This window comes from Mucilaginibacter sp. GW822-FHT03E02 (assembly GCF_058801545.1).
Genome location: NZ_JBXANJ010000001.1, coordinates 1056777 through 1081420 on the forward strand (window position 1 = coordinate 1056777; position 24644 = coordinate 1081420).

The following is a 24644-nucleotide window of genomic DNA, read 5'->3' on the forward strand; positions in this document are numbered from 1 at the left end:
TATTTAAAGCCTGCTATATACATCATTATGAAATAACAGGGTTGGTTAAAATTGGCAGCTTAGCAAACTTAAGCACTTCAAGGCTGGCAAAGCCAAATTCGGCCACAACCTTGCCGAGTATCAGATAACACCCTGCGCCACGAAAGGGATAAACCGGTGTGTTGTTTGGAAAGTGCACCGTATCAAAGGTGTTCCCTTCTACATCCAGGAAGTTGCCGAACCACATCTTTTCGTTTCTTTTGGTAAGAACTGTTTTTTCACATACGTATTGACCGACCATCCTAACCACCTGCCCTACATGATTGATCAGGTCATTAGCACCTACTTCACCGCGATAATCGGTTTGCAACAGGTCGAACATGGTCATACTTAACGGGAAGCCCAGCAATTCCAGTTCATGATAGGCATTCTCCAATTGGGTATTGACCAGTACAGGCAGGGAATAGTTCTTTGCTTCCAGGCAAAATAGTTCCGCGTTATTGTTGGGTTTTGCTTTAGCTCCCAATAGAAGATGTATGGCCCACAATAACTCCTTTTTGCTCTTTCCGGTAAACCGGAGCGCACCTACGCGGATAAGCGTGATGGCCTGTTCCAAACCGATACCGGTTCTTTTGATCAAATCTTCCAGGCTCCGGAATGGACCGTTCTTCCTGCGTTCTTCCGGGATGAGTTCGATGTAAGTCTCATTCAAACCGTGAATTCCCACGAAGCCGAGATAAACATCTACACCCATTATATTAACAATGCTGTCGCTGTTATTTACACAAGGCAAATGTACAATTCCCCCCGAACGCTGCAACTCCTGCACATATAGCGCCCGGTCATAAAATCCCCCGTAATTGTTTAATACTGCAACCATAAATTCCCGTGGGAAGTATGTTTTCAGGTACAGGCTTTGGTAGCTTTCCACCGCGAAACTGGCTGAATGCGCTTTCGAAAAACTGTAACCCGCAAAAGAGGATACCTGCCGCCATACTTCCTTTACAATATCCTCCGGACGGCCCAAAGCAATGGCTTCCTGATGAAACCTTTCAACCAATCTGTCAAATTCTTTTTTTGACCGGTATTTGCCGCTCATTCCCCGTCTTAAAATATCGGCATCCGTCCCGTCCATCCCGGCAAAATGAATACAGACTTTAATCACATCTTCCTGGTAAACCATCACACCATAAGTTTCCTTTAAAATTTCTTCCATGACCGGGTGCAGGTATTGCACGGTATCAGGAGCGTGATGGTATTTGATATAAGTTCCCATCATTCCCGAACTGGCTACACCGGGGCGGATGATTGAGCTGGCGGCGACAAGTATGAGGTAGTTATCACAACCCAGTTTACGGTTGAGCTGGATCATTGCCGGCGATTCGATGTAAAAGCAACCCTTGGTATTACCTATCCTTAAATTGGCGTTGACCGCCGGGTCTTTCATGAAGTTCTTGACCTGGTGGATGTCGATCTTGCGCTGCTGGTTTTCTTCGACCAGCTTTACCGCCATCTTGATGTGGCCAATACCCCGCTGGCTCAGGATATCATATTTATCAAAGCCGATCTTTTCGGCTTCATACATGTCCCACTGTACGGTTGCCATTCCCTTTGGCGGCAGATCAAGTGCGGTATAGTACGTGATCGGCTCTTCGGTAATTAGCACACCGCCCGCATGAATAGAACGCTGGTTCGGCATATTGGCCATCCGCTCATGAATGGCGACGATCTTTCTGAATGTATCGTTGTTTTGATTAACCGCCGCGCGCGTCTGGTCGGTAAAACCGTCGATCTCAGATTTAGGTAAACCCATCACCTTACCGATCTCGCGAATAATGCTGCGGTCTTTAAAGGTGGACATCGTACCCAGCAAAGCGGTATGCTGGCTGCCGTAGCGCTTAAAAATATAATCCTGCACATCTTCCCGCTCGTCCCAGGAATAATCAATATCGAAATCGGGCGGTGAAGTCCGCTGTGCATTCAGGAACCTTTCAAAATATAAGTCCAGTTCAATAGGGTCAACATCCGTTATTTTTAAACAATAGGCTACAATGCTGTTTGCCCCCGACCCCCGGCCTACATGATAATAGCCCTGCGAACTGGAATAGCGGATAATATCCCAGGTGATGAGAAAATACGCGCAAAAATCCAGTTCGTAAATAACTTTCAATTCATGTTTGACCTTACGCAGTGCTTCTTTATTGGATTTGCCATAACGGTATTCCATACCGCTGAGCGCCAGTTTTTCTAAAAGTTCCCGATCATTTTTCTTGTTACCGGTAAACGTTCTGCGGTTTAAATTAACCCTGCCTTTGGGATAATCCATCACACAGCCGTTCATCAGGTTCCGGGTGTTGTCCAGTATAAATGCATACCTGGAAAACTTCGCTTCCAGTTGGCCTGGTGCCAGGAATTTATCGGTAGGCGCACATTTATCTTCAGCGGTTACTTCCGTAAGCACCACGTTCAGATCAATGCCCCGCAGGTATTCATGCAATCGGTATTCAATTTTATCCGCGATAAAAACGGGTTGCAAAGCCAGTAATTTTTCCCTGATAGCGCTAAGATCCTTGTTAAATAAGCTATTGAGCTGACTATAATGGATGCCTAAATATTCGTTTTCTTTCAGCGGCTCCTGATGCCCGTAAGGATAAACAATACAGGCGTTTACAAATGCCGGCGCAAAGGCCGGCAACGGCTTTTTTTCCAGGTTATGCTCCGTCAGGAAGTCATTCAATTCCTTCATGCCTTCTTTGTTGCGGGCAATGCCAAAGTAAAGCAGGCGCTTATCACGCCTGAACTCCATACCTGCGATAGGTTTAACTCCTTTTTCATCGCACTCCCGCATAAATTCCATGATGCCAGTGGAATTGTTAATATCCGTCAATACCATTTGCGTCACACCGCAGGCAATAGCTTCCTCCACCAGTGCCGGGATCGACATGGTACCGTAACGGAGGCTATATTGGGAGTGAACATTCAGGTACATGGCGTTAAAGATTAAGATTTATACCGGAAGCCAGTTTAATGGAATCAGGGCCGAAGCGCCGACGTATTTTATCCATTGCCTGGCAAAGACTATATTGCTCCTCGGATTCCGCATAAAGGTCGATCTGCTCAAAACCATTGACCAGGCTGGATAAGCGAACGCCCACCAATCGGATCAGTAATCGCTTTTGATAGGCCTGTTTAAACAGGTCTTTTACCTTTTTGATCAGCGGGCCGTCCAATGCTGTATAAGGAATGCTGGCTTGTTTAGTAACATCTTCCCGTGTAGAATAGCGAACGGTGACGGTAACGCAAGCAGTTTGTTTCTTTTTTTGGCGAAGTTCAAAGGCCAGTTCCATGACCATTGACGTAAGCAGGTAATTGATAGCTATCAGGTCGATGCTGTCATTTTTAAACGTAGTCTGCGTACCGATGGATTTTTGCTCCTGGTATGGAATGATCGGCGAATCATCGATACCCTTGGCTTTCTGTAAGAGCCAAATGCCATTCTTACCCAATATGCTGTTCATATATTCCGGGTGCACCTGCGAAAGCTCATAGATCTTCTTGATACCCATGTCGCTCAGCTTGATAAAAGTTTTCTCACCAAGGCCGGGAATTTTACGAATAGACAAGGGATTCAGGAATGGTTGTACAACAGCTTTTTCGATATTCAGTTCGCCATTAGGCTTACATTCATTGGTGGCCATTTTGGACACTGTTTTATTAACTGAAAGCCCGAACGAAATAGGCAGCGCCGTTTCCCGAATGACTTTGGCGCGCAATTCCTTTGCATAAAGCAGTGTACCGAAATGCTTATCCATCCCGGTCATATCGATGTAGTGCTCATCAATGCTGGCTTTTTCAATGAGCGGCACATTTTCTTTCAGGATCTCCGTGATCTCGTGCGACGCCCTGGAATATTCATCCATGTTACCCCTGATCCAAATGCCGTGCGGGCAAAGCATCCGCGCCATACGGGCGGGCATAGCGGAGTGAATACCAAATTTACGGGCTTCGTAACTGCAGGACGCCACCACACCACGATCCGACAGGCTGCCGATGATCACCGGTTTGCCTGTTAGTTCCGGGTTTTTACGGACTTCCACGGATACAAAAAATGCATCCTGGTCCATGTGGATGATCTGGCGGTCGGTGCTCATTATGCCTTCAATTAATTAGTATAACATCAGTGTTTAATCACATCATTATTTTTGCTTTTATTCGTTCAGAAAACGGATAACAAAACTAATACTAAAAATATTAGCATTTTGTTTATATTTGAAAATAATTTTAGAGCTGGGCTAAATGACTGATAGCTTGTTTTATAATCCATTTCTGCGCATTAAGGAAGACACCCTGAAAAAACTCATGGGAGCAGGCAAGCCTTATGTCGTTATTCAGCGCTTCTGGTGGCCAGGCCAGCCCTTGCAAAAGACCTTTTTGTTGTCGGCTTATGCGGATGAGCAGGAAGCCCTTTATCACGAATTGGAATTAACACCTAAGGAGGGCAAAGCCCAGAGCCTGCTCGATCTCAACCAATATCAGACGGTCGTTAAACTCTTGAAAAACGAATCGGGCATTAGGATGTTCTTCAATGGTACAATAGATGCCCGTCATGAAAAAAGGCTGCAAAAAGCCTATGTGAAAAATGTTTCTGCGTATATTCACTATATCCGCATGAAAAAAGAAGATCACTATGATGTGCGTATATTTGTGGAGCACGGGCGTTTAAAAGCGGAAATCACCTCGGGTGAGCAAAGTCATACGGCCCTTTTTTATGATATGATCAAATAGCTATGTGCAGAGATATCAGCTTTCATTCAGAAATACAGATCATCACCCAGGACTTTAAGGGTATTCAACTGGCCCCCAGCCTGGCGCATTATCCCAATGAAATGGTGCATGTAACCTGTGAAGTGCTACCTACGCATCCTATCGTAGTCAACAGGAAGGCTTTGGTGTTAGCGAATATGAGCTGGGGTGTAGTGCCGACATTTATCGACGACCCAAACGAAAGGCAAAAACAGCGACTCAATTACGTTAATGCCCGTTCGGAAAGAATTATAGATGATAAAAAATCTTACTGGTATCGAATTCGCAACAACCGCTGCCTGATCCCGGTTACCGGCATCTATGAGCACCGGGAAGTAAAAGGCTTCAGGAATAAGATCCCTTATCATATCAGTTTGGAAGGCCGTAAGGGATTTTATGTGCCCGCACTTTACCAGGTCAGCCAGGAAGTGGACCAATACACCGGCGATCTGCACAATGTTGCATCATTCACGATGATCACCCGGCACGCCAATGATAAAATGCAATGGATACACAATTCGGGTGACAATAAGCATCGGATGCCATTGTTCCTGACACCTGAAATGGAACAAGCATGGGTACTCGATGACCTCGGTGATGATGACATGGATGAATTTTTCCATTTTGAAATGCCTTCTGATGCTATCGCGCACTACCCGGTGTGGACCATCCGCGGCAAAAACGCATTACCAGCGGGTCAGCCACGGGACGCTTATTATGACTGGGGTAAAAAATTGCCGGTTTATGGCCAGGAAGAGCCGCCGGCCGAACAGCCCAGACTGTTTTAGAGTAGTCTGGTCGTGGAAGAAAGCCTCGTACCTTTTGAACAATTTTAGACTGACTGTCGCTAACCTATCGTCGTGGTATTTCCGGGCCGTCGTAACGGTGTTCCAGCGCTGCCATGATACGGGTCAGGCGGTGCCGTGATCGCTGATCGTTCGGATTGGCTTATATCTTTTCAATGTTCCTTTACCGGTAAATAATTCTCTGTTAAATTATTGCAAGCTATTGGATATTAATTTATTAAGGAGTATTTTTAGGTCTTATACCATAACCTTTTCCCGATGACCTTAAAACCCCGCGTTAGCAGGAGTGCCATTTTACTGATCGCCCTGGCGGCTTTTATCGCCGGTGGCTTGCTTGTCTGGTTCTTTAAACCGCAATCCAACAATTTCGCAGGCTCTCATACCGCCAACACCAAAACTTCAGTTCCCATTATGAAAAAAGTAATTGCTTATAAGATCCACCTGCCTATTTCGGCTGATGGCGAACCGACCCGCGGTAAGGTCGAATATCAACTGGATGGTGAAACCACTTTTCGCTTCACAAAGGCGTTAGCGGTTTCCGATGTGGCCGCACTTTCTTCCATTCTGGTCAATGACGATGTTTATTTTGATGACGGGCTAAAGGAATTTATTCGTACGGGTAAGCCAATTAACGCGGGGGTACAGCCATGAGGAAACTTTGCACATTGATCTTGGGTGCCGTTGTACTTTCGGGATCTGCCTGTAAGATGCAAAATGTCGTATCGGGTTCTACGGTTTACCAGTTAAAACAAAATGCAGCTACCCATCAAAATGAATTGTGGAGCTACCAAGTCAAGACTTATTCGGACGAAATAGTACCTACTGCTGATAACTTGATCGTGCTAGATGAGACATCGATGGTATTGAAGCCGGGGATAAGTACGATGATCCCACTCACCAATATGCCCAAAGCTTTATTTGATGCAGCCGGTAATGACTATTTCTTTTCGGACGTTTCGAGTATCGTCAAGAAAAGTTATAAAGATTTTCCGGCGAATAAACCCGGCTTTCCGGTTGCCGGAAATTTGGCGGTCAACCAGGGTTACGCGGTGTTACAGGCCTTGACGATTCCGTTCAAGTTCCGCTCTGCGGTTTCAGCGACGGTGCCTTCGACGGTCGAGACGGGTTTTACCGGAAACTTTTCCTTTGGTTATAAATTTGCCCGGAACTATTATAAGGCAAAGAAAGACTTTCTTGGACTGAATAGAACCGGCTTGTCATTTACGCCAGGAGTGTTCGCCGGACTTGGGACCACTTCGTTCAGCGAGACCACGGTGCCTGGCGCGCCGGCTGGTTATAGCCGTACGTCATTGACAAAATCTGTTGGCCTTTTTGCGCTGGTAGGCATCGGCAGGTTCGGTTTTGGGTATGCTGGCGGCTGGGACTTTGCTTCCGGGGATCGTCACCAGAACTGGATCTATCAAAAAAAATGGTGGAATGGTGTTGCCTTTTCCCTCGACCTGGTTAATTTTTAAATTTCTGGTTTTTCTTTTATCGTTATGAAATATTAGAAAACGCAGGATACCGGGATCAATGGTTAGAATTTTACTCGAAGAGTTCTTGACTTTCCGTGTAATAGGTTTTTCGTGAATTTATTTCGGCCTTTAAAATTATTTCGCCGGAGGGCGTCAGTTGATGCCTTGGGAGGTGCACCTGAAGGAAATTACGTTCCTTTTCCGTGATCGTATCAGGGAATAGCTGGGATATATGGTTTTCGGCATCTTCCAGGACGGTTTTAATAGCGCTGACGATAACGCCCACCTTGTTTTCAGGAATCTTATTCGATTTGGAAAACGGGGATATCTTTGCTGCATAAAGTATTTCGTCAACATATGCATTCCCAATTCCCCGCACCACTTTTCCTTCCGTTAAAACCGTTTTGATAGGGTGAGTTGTGGCTTTTAATGCTGCAATTAAATAACCGTCAGGGATACTTAGAGCGTCAGGTACTTTTGTAGGTTTCGGATCAAGTGTTATTATCACCGCTTTCTGCCAGTCTGTAATCGCTAATCCTGTCCCATCAGAAAACAGGAGCTCAGCGATGGTAAACTTGTTCTCATTGTTGCCGTCGTACCAAAACATAGTTCCATGCAGCATCAAATGAAGGCCCAGTACATGCCCGTTTTTAAATACGAAATGTAACTCTTTACCTTCCCTGTTTATCGTTGCCAACTTTTGTCCTTCGAAGGCTTCTTTCAAAGCAGATTCCGGTACCTTGAGTTTCCTGGGGACTAGTATATTGATCTCGTTGAGTTCTTTACCTATGAGACGCTTGCTAAGATTTTTTTTGAATATGTTTAAGTCTGGAATTTCCGGCATGATACAGGTGCGAATGATCGTAAATACTGTGTTCTTTTAATTATAGTGGCTCTCGATTCTTTGCCCGATTTCGTCGATAATACTTTGCGGTAATATGACCCCGGATGCCTGAATCCAATTGAATTGGTCTGTATGTTCGACTGATGCCATCCATTTGCCGTCAAAATATATTTCATAACTCCGTTCGGCCATGGTTGCTTCACAATAAATTAAGTATTCACCATATTGTATCCCGAATCCAATCACAGGGTTTGCCATTACCGCCAATGTAAAAATTTGCATCCAAAATTGCAATCGCTCGTGGCTTAAACGATATATGAAGTTAATTATAAAACCGTTCCATGCACAACTTTTGTTCTTTACTGTTTACTTTGCAATATGGAATTTGGCAGAGTTGACTCTTTAGAACTGGCGGAAATTGACTTCGGGCTACCCGTTGATCCTGATTTAACTAATAAGACCCTTGCAGCGTCGAATAGTAGTGAACCTTTTAAAATTCATGTTGGATGTACGAAATGGGGCAATCGGGGATGGATAGGCAGGCTATATCCGCCAAAAACCAATGAGAAACAGTTTTTATTTGAGTATGGTAAACAATTTAATACACTGGAACTGAACGCAACTTTTTACACTATTCCCAAACCGGATGATGTAAAAAGATGGAGAGAACAAGTTGATGGGAGATCTGACTTTAAGTTCTGCCCCCGATTTCCTCAAAGCATCACCCATATACGTAGGCTTGCGAACGCCGGGACGCAGACCGCCCAGTTTTATGAATCTATTAATGGGTTTGGTGATAAGCTAGGTGCTTTAATGTTACAACTTGGAGATAACTTTAGTCCAAAAAGTTTTGATAACCTGAAAAGCTACCTTGAAGCGCTGCCAACAAGTACCCCCGTATTCCTGGAGGTCCGTAATAAAGAGTGGTTTAAAGAAGGTGAAGCCAGGCACAGACTATTTGAGACGCTGCATAACTTGAAAATTGGTGCTGTGATAACAGACAGCGCTGGCCGAAGAGACTGTGTACACATGGAATTACCAACTCCCCACACTATGATCCGTTTTGTCGGTAGCAATTTACACCCTACTGATTATTCCCGTGCGGATACATGGGTGGCAAGAATTAAGGATTGGATGGAAAAGGGTTTACAGACGCTGTGGTTTTTTGTACATCAGCTGGACGAGAATAACAGTCCGGAAATGTGCGACTACATTATCAAAAAAATGAATAAAGAACTGGGCACAAATATTACGCCCCCGAGGCTCATCAGATAGATCATCCTTTCACGATCTGTTATCAGCAAGCGAAATAAGTGAGCTGATTTGCCAAGCGCGGTCAAAGCCTCATTCAGTTTACTATCTTTCCGGTTAATTACCTTCTTAAAATGAAAAGGCCCGTACAAGGCCTTTTCATTTTAATCAAAACAGATAGTATGTCTTCCCTTTCGGTGAACCGGTTGGTATTTATTAAACGCGCTGCGAATGTCAATATCTTACCGAAAGGCCGAGATTGATTGCTCTTCCTCTTCCTTTTGAATAGAAGCCCGGCTGCATGAACCATTGGGCGCGTGCAGGAAAATAATCTTCGTTAAACAGGTTTTCTACGCCGAGGCTGATACGGGTGCCTTTGTTGACACGGTATCCGGCAATCAGGTTAAATAAATTATAGGCTTTAACCGCGCCTTCATTACCGTTATAAATACCAGTGCTGTTTTTTACAAAGCGGTCCCTGCCGGCAATACCTGTATAATTAAGCGTAATATCCAGCACTTGTACCGGCGAATAGGCGATACTGCCAGTGATTTTCGGTGCGGAAATCCTTCTTCCGTTAAGGTAAGCATCTTCCGGGTCGTTGTATTTTCCGTTCCTGTTCACGTCACGTTTACCTTCGGTGTAGCTATAACTTCCCGCAATGGTCAATTGACGATTCAACAGATAGCTTGCCGCCAGCTCAAAACCATATATTTTTTCAGGACTGCGGCTTGTATTAAACAGGTCTGTTGCCGGATCGTAAACGACCTCAATACCCAGTTTTGAAGTACTGCGGTAGGCAGAAGCAGAAAAGGTAAGGCCCTGGTAGCGGCTCTCAAAGCCCGCCTCATAATTGTTTACCTTCACCGCATCCGTATTGATCTTGTCTATACTGTTTACTTTAGCATCCCTCAGGGCAAGACCAATGTCCATTACAGAAAACCCCTGCGAAAAACTTACATATGGGCTGAACAAGTCAAAACGGTTGTATTTAAAACCGGCATTGAAAAGGCCGGTATTGTACTTCAAGGTGCCGCCGGTCACATCAAAAGATGGGGTAACGGTTGCCCCGGTGGCATTCGTAATCCGGAGTGTGCGGTAATTGTCAACATCAATATTAACGCGCTCATAACGGAAACCTGTTTTAAATACCAGGTCACGGATGATCGTAACATCTGCCTGGGCAAATGGAGCCAGGTTCGTCATATCCATGGTCGGTACCCAAACACGTCCGTCTACCAATGGTTGTGAGGTCTTGTCTTTTAACAGGTCAACTCCGTAAGAAAGGTTGGCACTGATCGTATTACGTTTCAGCAGCGGTGTTTGTAAAAATAACCGGACACCCTTTTTATTATTATGTGCCAAAGATTGACCATCGCCACCATCAAACCGCCCAAGGGAAACATAAAACACGTCCTCACGATTTTCGTAGAAAGCGTCCGCATTTAAACTGGTATTTAGAAAAAGGCTGTCAACTTTGTAGGAGAAATGCAGGTTATGGTTGAATTTGGCCCCGGTAGGAATACCAAGGGGTTTTCCCAGCACCCCGGTAGCTTTCTGACCGGTCGCCAGGTTGCCGTTAACGAGTGTATAATTGCTATTCTGCAAACTGCTGTAGTAGTTATATACAAACTGAAGGCGCTGATTTTTGGTTGGCTCAAAGCCAACTTTGGCAAACGCGTTATAGGTGTCTGTTTCACCGAGGCTGTAGTTGGGGCCAACCACATCACCCTTTGCATCTTTATATTCGCCGGTTTGTTCTGCAACACCGCTAACCACGTAATCAAATTTATCCACCTTGCCATAAAATAGCTGGTTTATACGGCCACCCACGGAATTTCGTACCTTGACTAATGAGCTGTTCAGGTAAATATCTGTTTTACCGGAAAATGTTTTGGCCGTATCGGGTACAAGCGTTACATAGTTTACCAAGCCGCCGGCAGCACCGTTGCCGTAAATGGCTGTTGCGCCTTTGACCACTTCAATTTGTTGAAGAACTGACGGATCGATCGAACGCAGATCAACTTCGGCATTTCTGAGCGGCGAAGACTGGCTCACGCCGTCGATCATTACCAGCATGGGCCGACCCCGCAGGTTTTGTCCGACGTTACTTCCTGATTGAGCGCCCGGAGCAAATCCGGGCACCTGGTTAGCTAGGATACTGGTCAGGTCAGGGTTTACGGCAATCTCCGTTTCCAGCTTCTTTTTAGAAACCACGCTCACTGACGATACTATGTTTCGCGGGCTTTCCGGCTTACGTGTGGCGGAAATAATAACCTCTCCCAGAGAAAGATTTGATCTTTTAAGGGCTAAGGCAATAACGGTATCTTTTTTAACTGGTGACAGCTTTAAGAATAAGGTTTGATAACCGGTTGCGGATACGCTGATCTGCAAATGTTGGCCGCTAGGTACAATCGCCTCGAAGCGGCCTTTGGCGTCACCAGAAAATTTTAATGAATTGACTTGAATGGTGGCATACGGAATTGCGGTCAGGGAGTCTTTTACAGTTCCCTGTAGTTTGGCACTTTGACCAAAAGCGATATTGGCTAGTATCAGCAGGCAAATCGTGGAGAATAATGAAAGTAAGCTTGGTCTCATATGATAAAATTTTGCTGCAAAAGTATGTTTATTTAAACTAATTCTAAATAATAATCTTAATTTCTTCCGGCCTGTTCCGGGGTAATGCAGCATCTGTTAAATGTTATTCCTGCGGATCTTGGGTATTCTAAGTTTAGCATTCAGGTGTACGCTGCGAAACGGAGAAATTGAAAACTGGTGCAGCTTCAAAACTTGCAGGAATAAATCAAAGGCTTATATTTGTATAGCGGTGCAGCGCACCGCCACAGAAACAGGTTTATTTTTTTACTGCAAACCGAACTGAAAATGAACCCTTTGGAACTTTCCCAAGTCGCAGATCTTGGGGCCTCAGTAGCGAAGCTGATCAAAAGTGAATTGGCCACCGACGGCACCGTTCAGGCAGTGGCCAACCAGATCATTGTTTCCATCTCCAAATTTGAAGTTGAACACCGCCTCGGACATTTACTGCAGCAAATCTATCGCGCGGTCGACCACCATTTTCCGGTACGAAAAGAACATTTATCACTGATTATCCGTGATATGGACGGCCGCTATGAGAACAGTTTTAAGATCTGGAAATCTGCCTCGTGACAGGATAGCTTATTTTTTAAGAAGCTCTATTTAATCTGGTTCTGCCTGTAAATCCTCCGCAACGAATCGCTGGAGTGCTTTATGTCTGCATGGAAAGCAGAGCAATAGTGCACTCATGTCGTTTGACCGCTGACAATTTCTATTGAACCTGATCGACCAGGGTAAACACCCCTCGGCTACCGATTTTTTAATCTGGATATATGTGGTTATCTTTGTATGTAAGTTCAACAAATCGCACACGCCATCATACCATCCGGTAGTTTTGGTTATCGTACACCACAATCGAATCCCGAACCCTTTAAAGCAAGTTATTATGACGACGTTTTATGATGTGGTGTCTGCAGTTTTTATACTGCTGCAGATATTCGATAATCTGAAGGCTAAATTCAAAAAGTAATTTAGAGGCCATACCAGTAACAGTTACCGGGTATGCAAAGATTCTCAAGGCCGGCGCCGTCCGGCCTTTTTTATGCCCACTGCCCATTTCCCAGTTGGAAATCATCCTTGTTCTGCGTAATATTATCCTATGCTAAGCGTCGAAACTACTAATTTATATAAAAGTTAATCGTCGATCTGATCGATCTTCTTTTGTTCTTCTTCCGGAAAATCCACATACTTCGACAGGTCTTTCACAAATCTTCTCGCGAATACCGCGCCTTCATCGTTACTTTTCATCACGTCGTCATCGCCCAGATCGGCATGCTCCCCATAGATCGCTTTTTTTAATTCGACCCTTCCGTGTATCTCGTCAAATTTCCCTCTCACTTTCTCTACCATGGTATAATCGGGCACACCGTTTAGCATCAGGTCAGCAAAGCTCTTATAGGGTGCAAGATCAACATTCATCATCTTTTGCATCACCTCACCCCATTGCAGTACCTCGTGTACCAAAAATTCTTTATTATTCCTTGACTGGAACTCCATCACCATTGCCAGGAACATCTCCGGCGTACCGTTAAAACGCGGTTTGATCCGGAATAGCTTCAATAAGAAATTTACTAATCCCATAGCCTTTCAATATCGTAAAAGCCTCGCTTATTGTAAATATAAGCAATGCTGTTCCGCTTTGTCAAGTGCAAAACCGGACGAAAGGGGAATAATGGCAAGCCCTCCGGGCCGGGCTATACGCTGTATCTGCTGCGCAGGATGCCGCTCCTATCCCTCTCGCGGTTTATTGACGTAAACATTAAACAGATAAAACCACAATCGCAGGTCATACTGCTTATGCCTGCCATACGGCTAAAACCAGCCATGCGCCTTTACGGGATATCCCCTAAGTGTTCAATAATTAAATGTAAACGCCTGTCCCGCGCTGCTGGTCACGGTGATTCCCCAGCGAAAGTTGTCCGATTTGCCCGATTCAATAAGGATTTTGTCATTTACCTTGCTGCCATTGTTGTCGAACTGAATGCCTAACGGCGGGAAATTGTTGTCCAGGCCGTCGTTGGTGTCATAACTGATACTGTAATGGTTTGTAAACGCGCAGCCCGAGGATGAACAGGCTGAGCGCGACTCACTGAACTCGAAAAATCGTACAGTGCCGTCCAGCGTCATTCCATCAGTAACATAATTCTTAAATGTAATCAGCATATCAAAATTAGTAGTGCTGGTGCTTGATGATGAGGACGAAATTCTTGTTTTATAGTAGCGGCCATTTATTACCGCCTGCCCACCGTTAGGCCCGGATATCGTCTCATCTTTATAGGTCTTTTCCGTTTTAGCGATCATCGGTTCAAGTGTTGCTGTCCACAAATTATTGATCTTTAAAAAGGCTGCTTTCGCAGTGGCCTCATCGGTAATGGCCGAACCGCCGCCACCGGGATCATTCCCATCTTTCTTACAGGCGCTCAAAAGACAAATAAATAACATGGCGATTAATGTGAGTTGTTTTTTCATGTTGCTGGTTTTAAATGAAGTAAATGTTTCACAACAAAATTATCGGGTGCCATTTCCCTGGTCAATAGAACAAAAGTTACATTCTTACCTTTTCCGGATCATGCATTTACCATTGCCTTTACTCAAAATATTCGTTTTACCGGATTTTTCTTAATTTTAGGAGGCAGAATATATCTGCTGTAACGATCCTGGACGACCATTACAAAATCACTGATGGGTTTAACATCACTAAGAGCCTGGTTTACAAAGGTAGTATCCATCATTACTGTGGCGGGGCTTTTGACGGTTGTTTCGACGGCCCTGGCGCAGATGCAGGTCGGCTTAAATAAAGACAGCCTGAAGCGCGTTTTGAGCAAAATGCCCGGTGATACCCTGAAAGTACAAACACTGATCGCCCTGGGCCAGCAATATGAAAACAACCGGCCGGACTCCGCCGTTTATTATTACCAATTGTCCCGCGACCTCAGTCAGCAGATCCATTATCCCGCCGGCGTAGTGCGTTATATTGCCAATTACACCGCAGTTTTAAACGTGCAAGGAAAATTTGACGAGTCATTAAAATTAAACCTCGAGTCAGTAGCCATCTGCCGCAAAGCGGGCTTGAAACAGCAGCTGGTTAAAGCGCTGATGAATACCGGTGCTGTTTATCAATATAAAGAGGACTACGCCCGCGCGGCTAATTATTACCTGCAGGCACTTCCCCTGTTAGAAGCAGCCGGCAGTACACAAAACCTGTCACTGGCTTATGGTAATCTTTGCGGCCTTTACCGCAACCTCAAGCAACCACAAAAAGCATTGACTTATGCCCGCCTGTCTTTAAAATATGCCGAGCGCGATCATGACCTGTATGCCACTGCCTCAGCCTGCATTAATATTGGCAATGCACTTAAAGACAACGGAGAGGTACAGCGATCAATATATTACTTGAAAAAAGCACATCACATCGGTGTAAAGATCAATGATGACAATAGCCAGGAAACGGCGCTGATAGGTATTGCTGATGCTTATGTCCAGCTGAACCGGCCGGATCGTTATATCGGTTATTTCCGGCAGGCGCTCCCTTTAGCAGAAGCTATTGAAGATGTTTCAGGCCAGGCATATGCCCTTAACGGGATCTGCCTCGGTTTATTCTGGCAGAAACAATATCATGAGGCCGAGAAATTACTTAACAGTGGTATTGCCTTCGCCCAACAGCATGATCAAAAAGAAGTATGGAGCAAAATGCTGCTGCTGATGGCCGATGTGCAGATCGCGATGGGTAAAGCAGAAAACTCGCGAGCCTATAGAAGCCGGTACGACTCTGTGAGTAACCTGTTGACGAATACGTCCCTGCTGAAAAATATCCAGGAACTGGAAACCAAATACGGCCTGGAAAAAAAACAGCGGGAGATCCTGCAAAAAAACCTGCTGCTGGAACAAAAAGAGCGGGATGCCCAGCGGCAGCGGCAATGGCTGCTCGGCACTACCGGAGGAATGCTGATACTGGCGCTGCTGGTCTTTTTCGGCTACCGTTATTATCGCCAAAAACAACAACTTAATGTCAAAGCGCTGCAGGTGCTGCAAGCTGAGCAGGAAAGCCAGCGTTTGAAGGGCGTGATCGAGGGGGAACAACAGGAGCGCAAAAGGATCAGCCAGGAAATGCACGACGACATGGGTGCTGGACTTACCCGTATGCTTTTTTTAAGCAGGACGCTGGTTGAGCATCAATCCGCTGAAAAAATAGGAGAAACCGCTCAGGAGCTGATCAGAAAAATGAACGAGGTGATCTGGACCATGAACGATGACCAGGATAGCCTGGACAGCCTGATAGCTTATATCCGCGCTACCGTAGCGGATATGCTGGAAAATGCCCAATTGGAATATTCATTTGGGGTGAATGAACCTTTAAACGATTCGGTATTAAACGGTGAATACCGGCGTAATATTTACCTGGCCGTAAAGGAAGCGGTACATAATGTGGTCAAACATGCCGCCGCATCCAAAGTGGCGCTCACGATATCCGCCGGAAACGGAAAACTGGAGATACGGATACAGGATAACGGCCGGGGCATTAGTCCGACGGGAAAAGAGAAGTTTGGCAACGGTTTAAAAAACATGCGTTTAAGAATAGAACGGTGCGGCGGGAATATGGATATTTCCGGCGAGGACGGAACTCTGATCCGGTTTGAAGCGCCCTTACCCGTATAACTTTTGTTACAACGAAAATTTGTATAAATCTGGCGAAATTTATAGCATGGAAAATATCCCTGTCAGCATTGTAGAAGATATCGACGAGATCCGCGAGGGCCTGCGTTTCATGATCAACCAGACCAATGGTTTCCGCTGCCTGGCAGTTTATGCAAATGTGGCTGATGCCTGCCGGGGATTGCTCGCTGATCCTCCGCAGCTGGCTATCATGGATATTTCCTTACCGGACGGCACCGGTCTGGATTGTATACGAAAACTAAAGGCCGCCGGTAGCACGATACAATTCATGGTGTTTACCATTTACGAGGATAGCGACCAGGTTTTTGAAGCGCTGGCCGCCGGCGCAAGCGGTTATTTGCTCAAGAACGCATCTCCGGACAAGATCGCTGAAGCATTAAGGGACCTGCAGGAAGGCGGTTCGCCCATGAGCGCATCCATCGCCCGGAAAGTGGTAAACTCTTTCCGGGTTTCCGATGCGCAAAACGTGCTTTCGGCGCGCGAAATGGAAGTGCTCGCCAAGCTGTCCAAAGGATTTTTGTATAAAGAGATCGCCGACCAGTTATTTATCAGCACTGGTACCGTACGGCAGCATATTCATCGCATTTATGAAAAGCTGCATGTACAGAACCGCACCGAAGCCATCAATAAAATATTCGGAAAGCAGGGATGAGCTTTAAGGCGCTAATAGGAAATGTAACTTTTGTTCTATTTCCCGGCTTATCCGTACGGGGTAATTTTGAGTAATTCATTACTAAAATTATTCCATCATGAAACAGATCATTTCTTTGCTGCTTTTAGCAGCGCTGCCGCTTTTAAGCGCGGCACAAACCAAAGAACAGGCCTTACAAAATGTCAGGGAGCGTAAAGGCTGGTATGTCGGGATTGGTGGTTATGGCGCCATACAAACCACCCACTGGAAATATGAGCAAACACCGCCCGGCACCGGGGATCCTTTTTTTAACGCTGCCGGAGGATTTGACCATGATGTGAGCCGTACACTGTTCAGCCTGGGTATTGAAAAAAGGTCCATGTTGGGCACCCCCGCGTTAAGAGATGGCATATTTTCCAGTCATTATGACCATTATGGTAACTATATTGATACCCATTACGACCCTGTTTTTAATTTCGTGGACTTTGACTTCGGCGCAGATATCCTTTTTAATCCTTCGGCCAAAACGACTGCCAATTGGTTGAACGATGAGAACAATCAAATATCAGCGGGCGGGATAACTGCCGGCGCTTCCCTTTATTTCAGGGCGCAGTGGCTCATCCTGCTTTCATCAAAACTCCGGATGAGCGTACTTTCAACAGCTTTTGGCGCGCAGTATATGTACCTGCACAATAATGGACAGGATGTCGCAACGCAGGCCCTGGTTAAAGATTTTAATTACGACAAAGGCTGGAACGAGCATATTGCCATCGCCTATCTTTCGATAGGAATATTGGGATTTGAGACCGCAAAATTCAGCGTAATGCCGGAAGTTAGGGTTTTCTCGCTGGGCACATCATCAACCAGCCTTCAACCCGAGCGGCTCATCGGCAACGTGAAAATGGACGGTCAGCCCTCGGTGATAACTTATGGGATCAAAATCATGAAAAAACTTTGATCCGTTGTCATTAAACGAAAGGTCAATACATCTATCCCGTTCACCGTTGTTTTAATCGCCTAGCCTTACAGCAGGTTATAAGTTAATGTCGTATAATATAAGCCCCCAATGGCCGGGCCGCCCAGAAATGAGTTATAATACTTATTGGTCAGGTTGCTTGCACCCATCTTTAAATTCAATTTTATTTTAACGAAATCATAATTTACCTGTGCATCAAAGGTTCCGTAAGAAGGAACATTTCCGTTTACCAGAAAGGACTGCCAGTAATAGGCAGACTGGTATTTATACAGGACATTAAAGCCAAAGTTGCTGACAACATGGTTGCCGCCGAAGGATACATTGGTGATCCATTTGGGGGTATTGAATCCATCCTCAAGGGCATCATCCTGTGTTTTGCGGTCAAGCTTTGCGAAAGTGAGATTGCCTGCCAGTATGTATTTCGGCCAGATCCTGTAGGACAAGCCAAGACTGCCGCCGTAATTGTAAACGGTACTTTTGGAGTTGGTCCAAACCCGGTAACGCGACTGTTTGCTCCTGTCATTTAAGGCATAGGGTATGGAATCAGCAACACCGGTGTTAGGGACGTTCATTTCCAGTTGCGCAATAAAGTTGTCGTATTTGTTATAGTAAAAATCAATATCCGCAGAAAGCTTTCCGTTAAAAAATAATGCCTTGTATCCGGCCTCCAAGGAATTAATATGTTCGGGTTTCAGATAGGTATAATCGTTTTTTACCAAAAGACCTTTCTCCCGCTCGATCGCTGCACTGGTAGACAGGCCGCTGTTAAAGTCGTTGATCACCGCGCGTTGAAAAGCGTCAATGGATGAACGGACATAGGCATTTTCAAATACCCCGTTAGAGGCGATACGCAAACCGCCGATGCGCCTTACACCGCCGCTGTTCACATTGGAAAACCCTTCGAAGATACTGGGAAAGCGGTATCCGCTCTGGTAGGAAAACCGGAAATTATGATCTGTTATAGGCGAATAGACGAGGGTGATCCTGGGATTGAGTTTGATACCGAATTCATCATTCTTGTCCGCACGGAGCGTGGCCGTGATGCTGACCTTGTTTTCGAACAATGCTTTGGCAGCCTGAACGAATCCCCCGGTCTTATTGTAGGTAAAATCATCAAAAGTGTGTCCTGGCTCATAATTGATAAAATAATTGCCGTCAGGATGGATCAAATAAGTCCGGTGATCAAAACCGGCCATAAAACGATATCCGGTGTTCGCAGTAAAGTCTTTGGAGATGGCGCTGGAAATGTCTGCCTGCCCTTCTATATGGAACATATCATCCTTAACCCGTAGCGCTGATCCGGTGTCCCAGTTATTGATATCGGCAAGCTCATGCAGTTTATTGTTAAAAGCTGCCGTGCCTGGCTGATAACGGCCGGCATCCGCCATTTGCCGGGCGTTCAGTAAGGCCTGCTGTACATTTGCGCCGCTCCCTATTGCATTATTAAACCCCGATGTAAAGTCTGTATACCAGGTATTATCCGGTTTGAAATTGCGATCCTGGTTTTCCGCGGCTGAGCGCAGGTTGTAGGAATTGCCGGTATTCTCCCGTGTCCAGTAACCGCGAACCTGGTAAACCGGTGTCTTTAATTCCAAAGCATGCTGTTGTAAGGTATAGCCATCGAGCCGGAACCTGTTGGCACGCTGATAGATATTATCAAGGCTGGCGAACCTGAATGTGTAGGTCAGTCTTGCGTTCTCACTGAACTTGTACGCCAGCGCAGCATCTGCTTTGATATTCTTCAGGTTATAGTCTGTGACATCCTTTTCATCATAGCCCGTTCTTGCCACAACATACTGCCTGCCGCCAAGTGTGATCGTCCGGCGGTCAGAGGATTCATTTCCGTAACCATTGACAGGGTCATACCCCGGATTGTCAGGGCCTCCCGAAATTCCCAGCCGCGAATTGGCCGAAGCATTCAGGTCGGTATGATCGTTGGCGATCCAGTCGTAGCCCCTGGTGAAGGTGCCGTTCAGCTTAAATGCAAAACGGTTCGATAGCGAATGCGCAAGTCTGAAACTGGTTTCCGAAAAAAGCTTTGCTGAGGTTAAAGCATCATTGATATGGTTAACACCGGTTTTATGCTGAAAGCTGATCCCGCCGGTGGTGAAAGGATCCTTGGTGATGAAGTTGGCAAGTCCGTTAATCGCGTTCAAACCGTATAACGCTGAAGCTGTTCCGGGTATAATTTCGACGCTTTCGATGTCCAGATCGCTCGGCCCCATGGCATTGCCGATCGGCGCCCCTAAATGCGGTGCCATGTTATCCACACCGTCCACCAATTGCGTAAACCGAACATTGGTGGTATTGGCGAATCCGCGCGTGTTGATGATCCTGAAGCCCATGCTGGGGGTGATCAATTGTACGCCTTTCACATTTTCAAGTGCATCGAAAAAGGAAGGTGCTGCTGAACGCTGAAACGAGCCTTTGTTGATCTTTTCAATACTGACGGGTGACCGCAAAATGCTTTCATTGATTCGGGAAGCCGTGACCACTACCTCCTGAAGGGACCGGTTCTTTATCGAGTCCGCTTGTTTCACTGAATCTTTCGCCGCCTGGCTCTGCGCATGCAAAGGGTACAACAGCGCCAGGGCGAAAAGGAATAAAATAGTTTTCAGATAGCTGTAATGCTCCATATTCATTCGATTCATAGGTTGGGGCTTAATGCTGATAAAAATTATGCTGTGTTATCATTCGTTGGCACCGCCTTGCTCTTAGGATTGATTTCGTTATTCCTGAATGTGAATAACGAATGCTGCCAACCTGCGATCCCCGGAAAGGCACTAAAATTTAATAGTTAAGCTGTTTTCTTTTAAAAATTGATTGAAGTTGGCGTGAAAGTCCTTGAATAATTGCATGACCTCAAGGCCCTTTGGCGTAACTTCCGCTTTACCGCCGCCCTTTCCGCCACGTTCAGAGATCACTACCGGCGCTCCAAGGTGCGTGTTCATATGATCGATGAACTGCCAGGCTTGCCGGTAGGACATTTTCATCTGAAGGGCGGCCTGCCTGATAGACCCCGTCGCCTGGATCTTCTCCAGCAATTCCACCCTTCCCGGGCCAATGACACGTTCGCCGTTTACTTCAAGATATAATTTACCGGTGAATCGAAACTCCATAAGCTGTTATGTTTGCCTTAAAGATACGTATTCAGCAGTTCCGTCATGGCAGCTAACCGCTCACTGACGGTCTATCCGGTATAACCGGCCCTGGTCGGTTATAGCGTACAAGGCATTATCCGCACCCTGGACAATATCTCTGAAACGCTGATTTTCGCTGGCCAGCAACCTTTCCTCGCCGATGACCCTGTTATCCTGGAAGGCCAGTCTGATAATATGGGTTTGCGTCAGCGAGCAAAGGAAGAGATTATTCTGCCATTCGGGTATTCTGTTGCCCGCATAAAAGGTGATGCCGCTTGGCGAAACGACAGGGTCCCAATAATAAACCGGTTGTTCCATGCCGGTTTGCTGCTGTACGGCGGAACCTACAGCCTGCCCGCTGTATTCGATACCGTAAGTGATGACCGGCCATCCGTAATTTGCGCCAGGCGTTAAGCGGTTAATTTCGTCTCCGCCACGGGGACCGTGCTCACTTTCCCAAATCTCGCCCGTAACCGGGTGGATCGCTAATCCCTGCGGGTTGCGGTGCCCCATTGTATAGAGTACTGGTAGCGCACCGGCCTGCGTGAAAGTTGGGTTTCCCGGTGCTACAGTACCGTTTGTGGTCATACGGAGCACTTTTCCGATACTGCTGCTGACCGATTGCGCTTCAATGCGTACTTCATTAGAGGTACGATCACCAAAACTGACCAACAGGTTTCCGGTAGGATCGAACAGGATCCGTGACCCGAAGTTACTGCTGGCTGAAGCGGGCGTCGTGGAGCTGTAGATCACCACAGGCGATTCTACCAATGTTTCGTTATCGGAAAGCCTTCCCTTGCCCACGGCGATCGCACCGCCGCCGCTGACGGATCGAACGTAGGTCCAGTAGATCATTCGGTTGGAGGTAAAACCAGGGTCTACCGCTACATCGAGTAAGCCTCCTTGCCCGGCATTGTTAACAGCAGGGAATCCCGTAATAGGCGGGCTTACCGTACCTGTCGAGGTTACGATCCGCATATTGCCGGCTTTTTCGGTAATGAGGAAACGGCCATCAGGAAGCGTAGCGATTCCCCAGGGCGCGGTTAAAGAAGATGTTAAAACGCCCGTCTGGATCGCCGTTGTTGTACGAATGCCGGAGATCCTTGTTTGACCGGCAAAGGCCGGTGAGTAAGTGGTATTGGCTCTGCCGGTTTCTACAGGGTTTACGCCGGTCGGAGGAGTGGTCGGCTCCTCATCATCCGGGGAGGTGCTGCTTTTTTTTGAGCAGCTCATCAGGGTTAACAAACAGATCGCACAGATCGAAAAAAAACAAAGGAGACCTCGTGAAGTTGGATTTGTGTTTTTCATAATAGGTGTTTTTGTATGTTGATATCATGTAACTGTTGTCGGAAGGGCTGCCGTCCCCTATGCCAGTTGCTCAGCAAAAGGCATTTTCCTCATCCGCTTACCAGTGGCTGCAAAAATGGCATTGGCCAGTGCAGGGGCGATTGGCGGGAGTCCCGGTTCTCCCAAACCTGTAGGCGCTGCCTCCGTTTGGGCAAATTGTACCGCTATATCAGGCGGGGCCTCATTCATCCGCAAAAACTTGTAGGTATGGAAGTTGGTTTCAGCAACCGCGCCGTCCACAAAAGTTACTTTAGGGTACATCGCATGGCAGATGCCGTCCGTGATCGCTCCCTCGATCTGGTTTTCGGCACCACTTAAATTGATCACCCGCCCGCAATTGACCGCACAAAAGACCTTCACCACCTTGGGTTTTCCATCAAGCATCCTGATGTCGACAACCTGGGCTGCATAAGAGCCAAAAGAGAACCAGGTCGCAAATCCTCTGTACACGCCGGCAGTGCTGGTTCCCCAGTTGGCCATTTTGGCCACCAGTTCAACCACGCTCCTGTATTTATCGGGGTCATAGCCCAGGCGTCCAACGGGACTTTGTTTAGCCTTACCGAAAAGCTCCAGCCGAAAGGCTACCGGGTCTTTTTTAAGTTCTGAACATACCTCATCCATAAAACTTTCCGCTACAAAGGCCAGGGTATTTGCGCCGGGCGCCCGCCACCAACCTGTCGGCGTATTACTTTTATACCCCTGACCTTCCGACCGGTAATTGGCCAGCGCTCCTGCAACATAACCATCGCCACGCGGGCCACCGGCAATTCCAACACCTGACTGATGCCAGGCCAGCAGGCCGTCATTGGAAAGCGCTGCCCTAAAGCGGTACATTTCAGTAGGGCGGTAATAGTCATTTTGCATATCATCCTCGCGTGTCCACTGTACCTGCACCGGGCTTTGTGCCGCGGCAGAGATCAGGGCTGCTTCCAGGCCGTTGTCCGGCATCAGCTTGCGTCCGAAACCGCCTCCCTGGCGCGGTACACCTACCTTAATATTTTCTTCCGGAATGTTTAAGGCTTTCGATACCTCGCTACGGACCTGGCCCGGCACCTGTGTAGGGCCATAAAGTTCAGCCTTGCCGCCGCGTACGTCCGCAAAAAAGTTAAGCGGCTCCATCTGCCCGTGAGATAAGGCCGGCAATTCGTAGGTCACATCCAACGTCTTCACTGCGCTTTGTTTCGCAGCTTCCACATCTCCGTCATTCCTCGATGGCGTAGCTGCACCTTTGTCCAGCATCCCTTTAAATGCAGCAAAATGCTCGGAACTGCTCTCCAGCTTATCCGTCGCGTTCCACTGAATAATCAATGCTGCACGCCCTTTCTTCGCCGCCCAGGTAGAGGTCGCCAGGACGGCCACCGAGTTCTTCAACCTGATAATGTTTTTGACGCCGTTAACCTGTTTTGCTGCGGTATCATCTACCGTACCCAGGGTTTTGCCATAAGCAGGCGGACGGGCCACCATGGCGAACAGCATGCCGTCGCGCCGTGTATCGATGCCATAAAGCGGTTGGCCCGTTGCTATTTTATGAGCATCCACATCCTTAATGCGGGAGCCTATCAGCTTAAAATCTTTCGTATCCTTCAGGGCGGGGTTTGCCGGTGCTGCCATGGTCGCTGCTTTGGCAGCCAGTTGACCATAGGTTAGTTTTTTGCCGCTGGCCTTATGGATCACGATCCCGTTCTCCGCGCGGCATTCCTCTTGAGGTACACCCCAGCCCTGGGCTGCGGCAGCGATCAGCATCTCGCGCGCTGTGGCACCGGCGGTGCGCAATGCCGTAAACCTTCCGCGTACGGACCCGCTTCCTCCGGCTGTTTGCCGGCCGAATTTGCTGTCCAGCGGTGCAAGCTCAACTTTGATCTTGCGCCAGTCCACCTCCAGCTCTTCCGCGACGATTACGGGAAGCGAGGTTTTAACGCCCTGGCCGATCTCCGGGTTAGGTGCCTGCAAGATGATCGTGTCATCGGCGCCGATACGGATGAACATATTAAGCTCAAAAATCCCGCTATCTGCCGCGTCTGCCATGACGATCTGGTTGAGGAAGGAAAAGCTGAGCAGCATGCCCCCGGTGGACAGGGCAGATACCTTCAAAAAATGTCTTCTTGATGTCGTCGTTCCCATAA

Annotated in this window: 19 protein-coding genes; 9 read left to right on the forward strand and 10 right to left on the reverse strand. The window is 46.9% G+C overall.

The window, feature by feature from the left end:
- Positions 1-25: 25 nt before the first annotated feature.
- On the reverse strand, positions 26-2968 hold the full coding sequence (locus AC1RM2_RS04170) for a DNA polymerase III subunit alpha (protein WP_492983680.1): 2943 nt from the start codon (positions 2966-2968) through the stop codon (positions 26-28).
- A gap of 4 nt (positions 2969-2972) precedes the next feature.
- Entirely contained in the window at positions 2973-4130 is a 1158-nt protein-coding gene (gene dinB, locus AC1RM2_RS04175; RefSeq protein WP_492983682.1) for a DNA polymerase IV, read from the reverse strand.
- A 145-nt stretch (positions 4131-4275) separates the two neighbouring features.
- Here dinB and AC1RM2_RS04180 point away from each other — a divergent pair, with 145 nt between their 5' ends.
- From AC1RM2_RS04180 to AC1RM2_RS04195, 4 genes are all read left to right on the forward strand, one after another.
- Positions 4276-4764: a hypothetical protein gene (locus AC1RM2_RS04180; RefSeq protein WP_492983684.1), complete on the forward strand. Its 489-nt coding sequence runs from the start codon at positions 4276-4278 to the stop codon at positions 4762-4764.
- Positions 4765-4766: 2 nt separating this feature from the next.
- Positions 4767-5570 carry an SOS response-associated peptidase gene (locus AC1RM2_RS04185; RefSeq protein ID WP_492983686.1) on the forward strand — a complete coding sequence of 268 codons (804 nt, stop codon included), beginning with the start codon at positions 4767-4769 and terminating at the stop codon, positions 5568-5570.
- A gap of 276 nt (positions 5571-5846) precedes the next feature.
- Positions 5847-6239, forward strand: a complete 393-nt coding sequence (locus AC1RM2_RS04190; protein WP_492983688.1) for a hypothetical protein — start codon at positions 5847-5849, stop codon at positions 6237-6239.
- The gene (locus tag AC1RM2_RS04195; RefSeq protein WP_492983690.1) at positions 6236-7063 is read left to right on the forward strand and encodes a hypothetical protein; all 828 of its coding nucleotides are present in this window, start codon (positions 6236-6238) and stop codon (positions 7061-7063) included. Before AC1RM2_RS04190 ends, AC1RM2_RS04195 begins: the two co-directional genes overlap by 4 nt.
- A gap of 70 nt (positions 7064-7133) precedes the next feature.
- Here AC1RM2_RS04195 and AC1RM2_RS04200 read toward each other — a convergent pair whose 3' ends face one another.
- Complete coding sequence (locus AC1RM2_RS04200; RefSeq protein WP_492983692.1) at positions 7134-7907, reverse strand: DNA-formamidopyrimidine glycosylase family protein; 774 nt, start codon at positions 7905-7907, stop codon at positions 7134-7136.
- Between the two features lie 378 nt (positions 7908-8285).
- Here AC1RM2_RS04200 and AC1RM2_RS04205 point away from each other — a divergent pair, with 378 nt between their 5' ends.
- Entirely contained in the window at positions 8286-9182 is an 897-nt protein-coding gene (locus AC1RM2_RS04205; protein ID WP_492983694.1) for a DUF72 domain-containing protein, read from the forward strand.
- Positions 9183-9392: 210 nt separating this feature from the next.
- Here the strand turns inward: AC1RM2_RS04205 and AC1RM2_RS04210 are convergent, their stop codons facing one another.
- Positions 9393-11756: a TonB-dependent receptor gene (locus AC1RM2_RS04210; RefSeq protein ID WP_492983696.1), complete on the reverse strand. Its 2364-nt coding sequence runs from the start codon at positions 11754-11756 to the stop codon at positions 9393-9395.
- A gap of 285 nt (positions 11757-12041) precedes the next feature.
- Here AC1RM2_RS04210 and AC1RM2_RS04215 point away from each other — a divergent pair, with 285 nt between their 5' ends.
- Positions 12042-12326, forward strand: coding sequence for a hypothetical protein (locus AC1RM2_RS04215; protein WP_492983698.1), 285 nt, complete (start codon positions 12042-12044; stop codon positions 12324-12326).
- 561 nt (positions 12327-12887) lie between these two features.
- Here AC1RM2_RS04215 and AC1RM2_RS04220 read toward each other — a convergent pair.
- Together AC1RM2_RS04220 and AC1RM2_RS04225 are read right to left on the reverse strand one after the other, a co-directional pair.
- Positions 12888-13334, reverse strand: a complete 447-nt coding sequence (locus AC1RM2_RS04220; protein WP_492983700.1) for a hypothetical protein — start codon at positions 13332-13334, stop codon at positions 12888-12890.
- Positions 13335-13607: 273 nt separating this feature from the next.
- A complete protein-coding gene (locus AC1RM2_RS04225) occupies positions 13608-14222 on the reverse strand; it encodes a hypothetical protein (RefSeq protein WP_492983702.1) in 615 nt (204 codons plus the stop codon).
- Between the two features lie 213 nt (positions 14223-14435).
- On the opposite strand from AC1RM2_RS04225, the gene AC1RM2_RS04230 reads away from it, so the two are divergent.
- The 3 genes from AC1RM2_RS04230 (at position 14436) to AC1RM2_RS04240 (ending at position 18016) form a co-directional block, all read left to right on the forward strand.
- Positions 14436-16409 carry a tetratricopeptide repeat-containing sensor histidine kinase gene (locus tag AC1RM2_RS04230; RefSeq protein WP_492983704.1) on the forward strand — a complete coding sequence of 658 codons (1974 nt, stop codon included), beginning with the start codon at positions 14436-14438 and terminating at the stop codon, positions 16407-16409.
- A 46-nt stretch (positions 16410-16455) separates the two neighbouring features.
- Entirely contained in the window at positions 16456-17079 is a 624-nt protein-coding gene (locus AC1RM2_RS04235; RefSeq protein WP_492983706.1) for a response regulator, read from the forward strand.
- A gap of 97 nt (positions 17080-17176) precedes the next feature.
- Positions 17177-18016 carry a hypothetical protein gene (locus tag AC1RM2_RS04240; RefSeq protein ID WP_492983708.1) on the forward strand — a complete coding sequence of 280 codons (840 nt, stop codon included), beginning with the start codon at positions 17177-17179 and terminating at the stop codon, positions 18014-18016.
- Between the two features lie 65 nt (positions 18017-18081).
- On the opposite strand, the gene AC1RM2_RS04245 is transcribed toward AC1RM2_RS04240, so the two are convergent.
- The 4 genes from AC1RM2_RS04245 to AC1RM2_RS04260 form a co-directional block, all read right to left on the reverse strand.
- Positions 18082-20685, reverse strand: coding sequence for a TonB-dependent receptor (locus AC1RM2_RS04245; RefSeq protein WP_492983710.1), 2604 nt, complete (start codon positions 20683-20685; stop codon positions 18082-18084).
- Positions 20686-20817: 132 nt separating this feature from the next.
- The gene (locus tag AC1RM2_RS04250; RefSeq protein WP_492983712.1) at positions 20818-21153 is read right to left on the reverse strand and encodes a winged helix-turn-helix domain-containing protein; all 336 of its coding nucleotides are present in this window, start codon (positions 21151-21153) and stop codon (positions 20818-20820) included.
- Positions 21154-21213: 60 nt separating this feature from the next.
- Positions 21214-22407, reverse strand: coding sequence for a PQQ-dependent sugar dehydrogenase (locus tag AC1RM2_RS04255; RefSeq protein ID WP_492983714.1), 1194 nt, complete (start codon positions 22405-22407; stop codon positions 21214-21216).
- A 132-nt stretch (positions 22408-22539) separates the two neighbouring features.
- A complete protein-coding gene (locus tag AC1RM2_RS04260; RefSeq protein WP_492983716.1) occupies positions 22540-24642 on the reverse strand; it encodes a xanthine dehydrogenase family protein molybdopterin-binding subunit in 2103 nt (700 codons plus the stop codon).
- Positions 24643-24644: the final 2 nt, after the last annotated feature.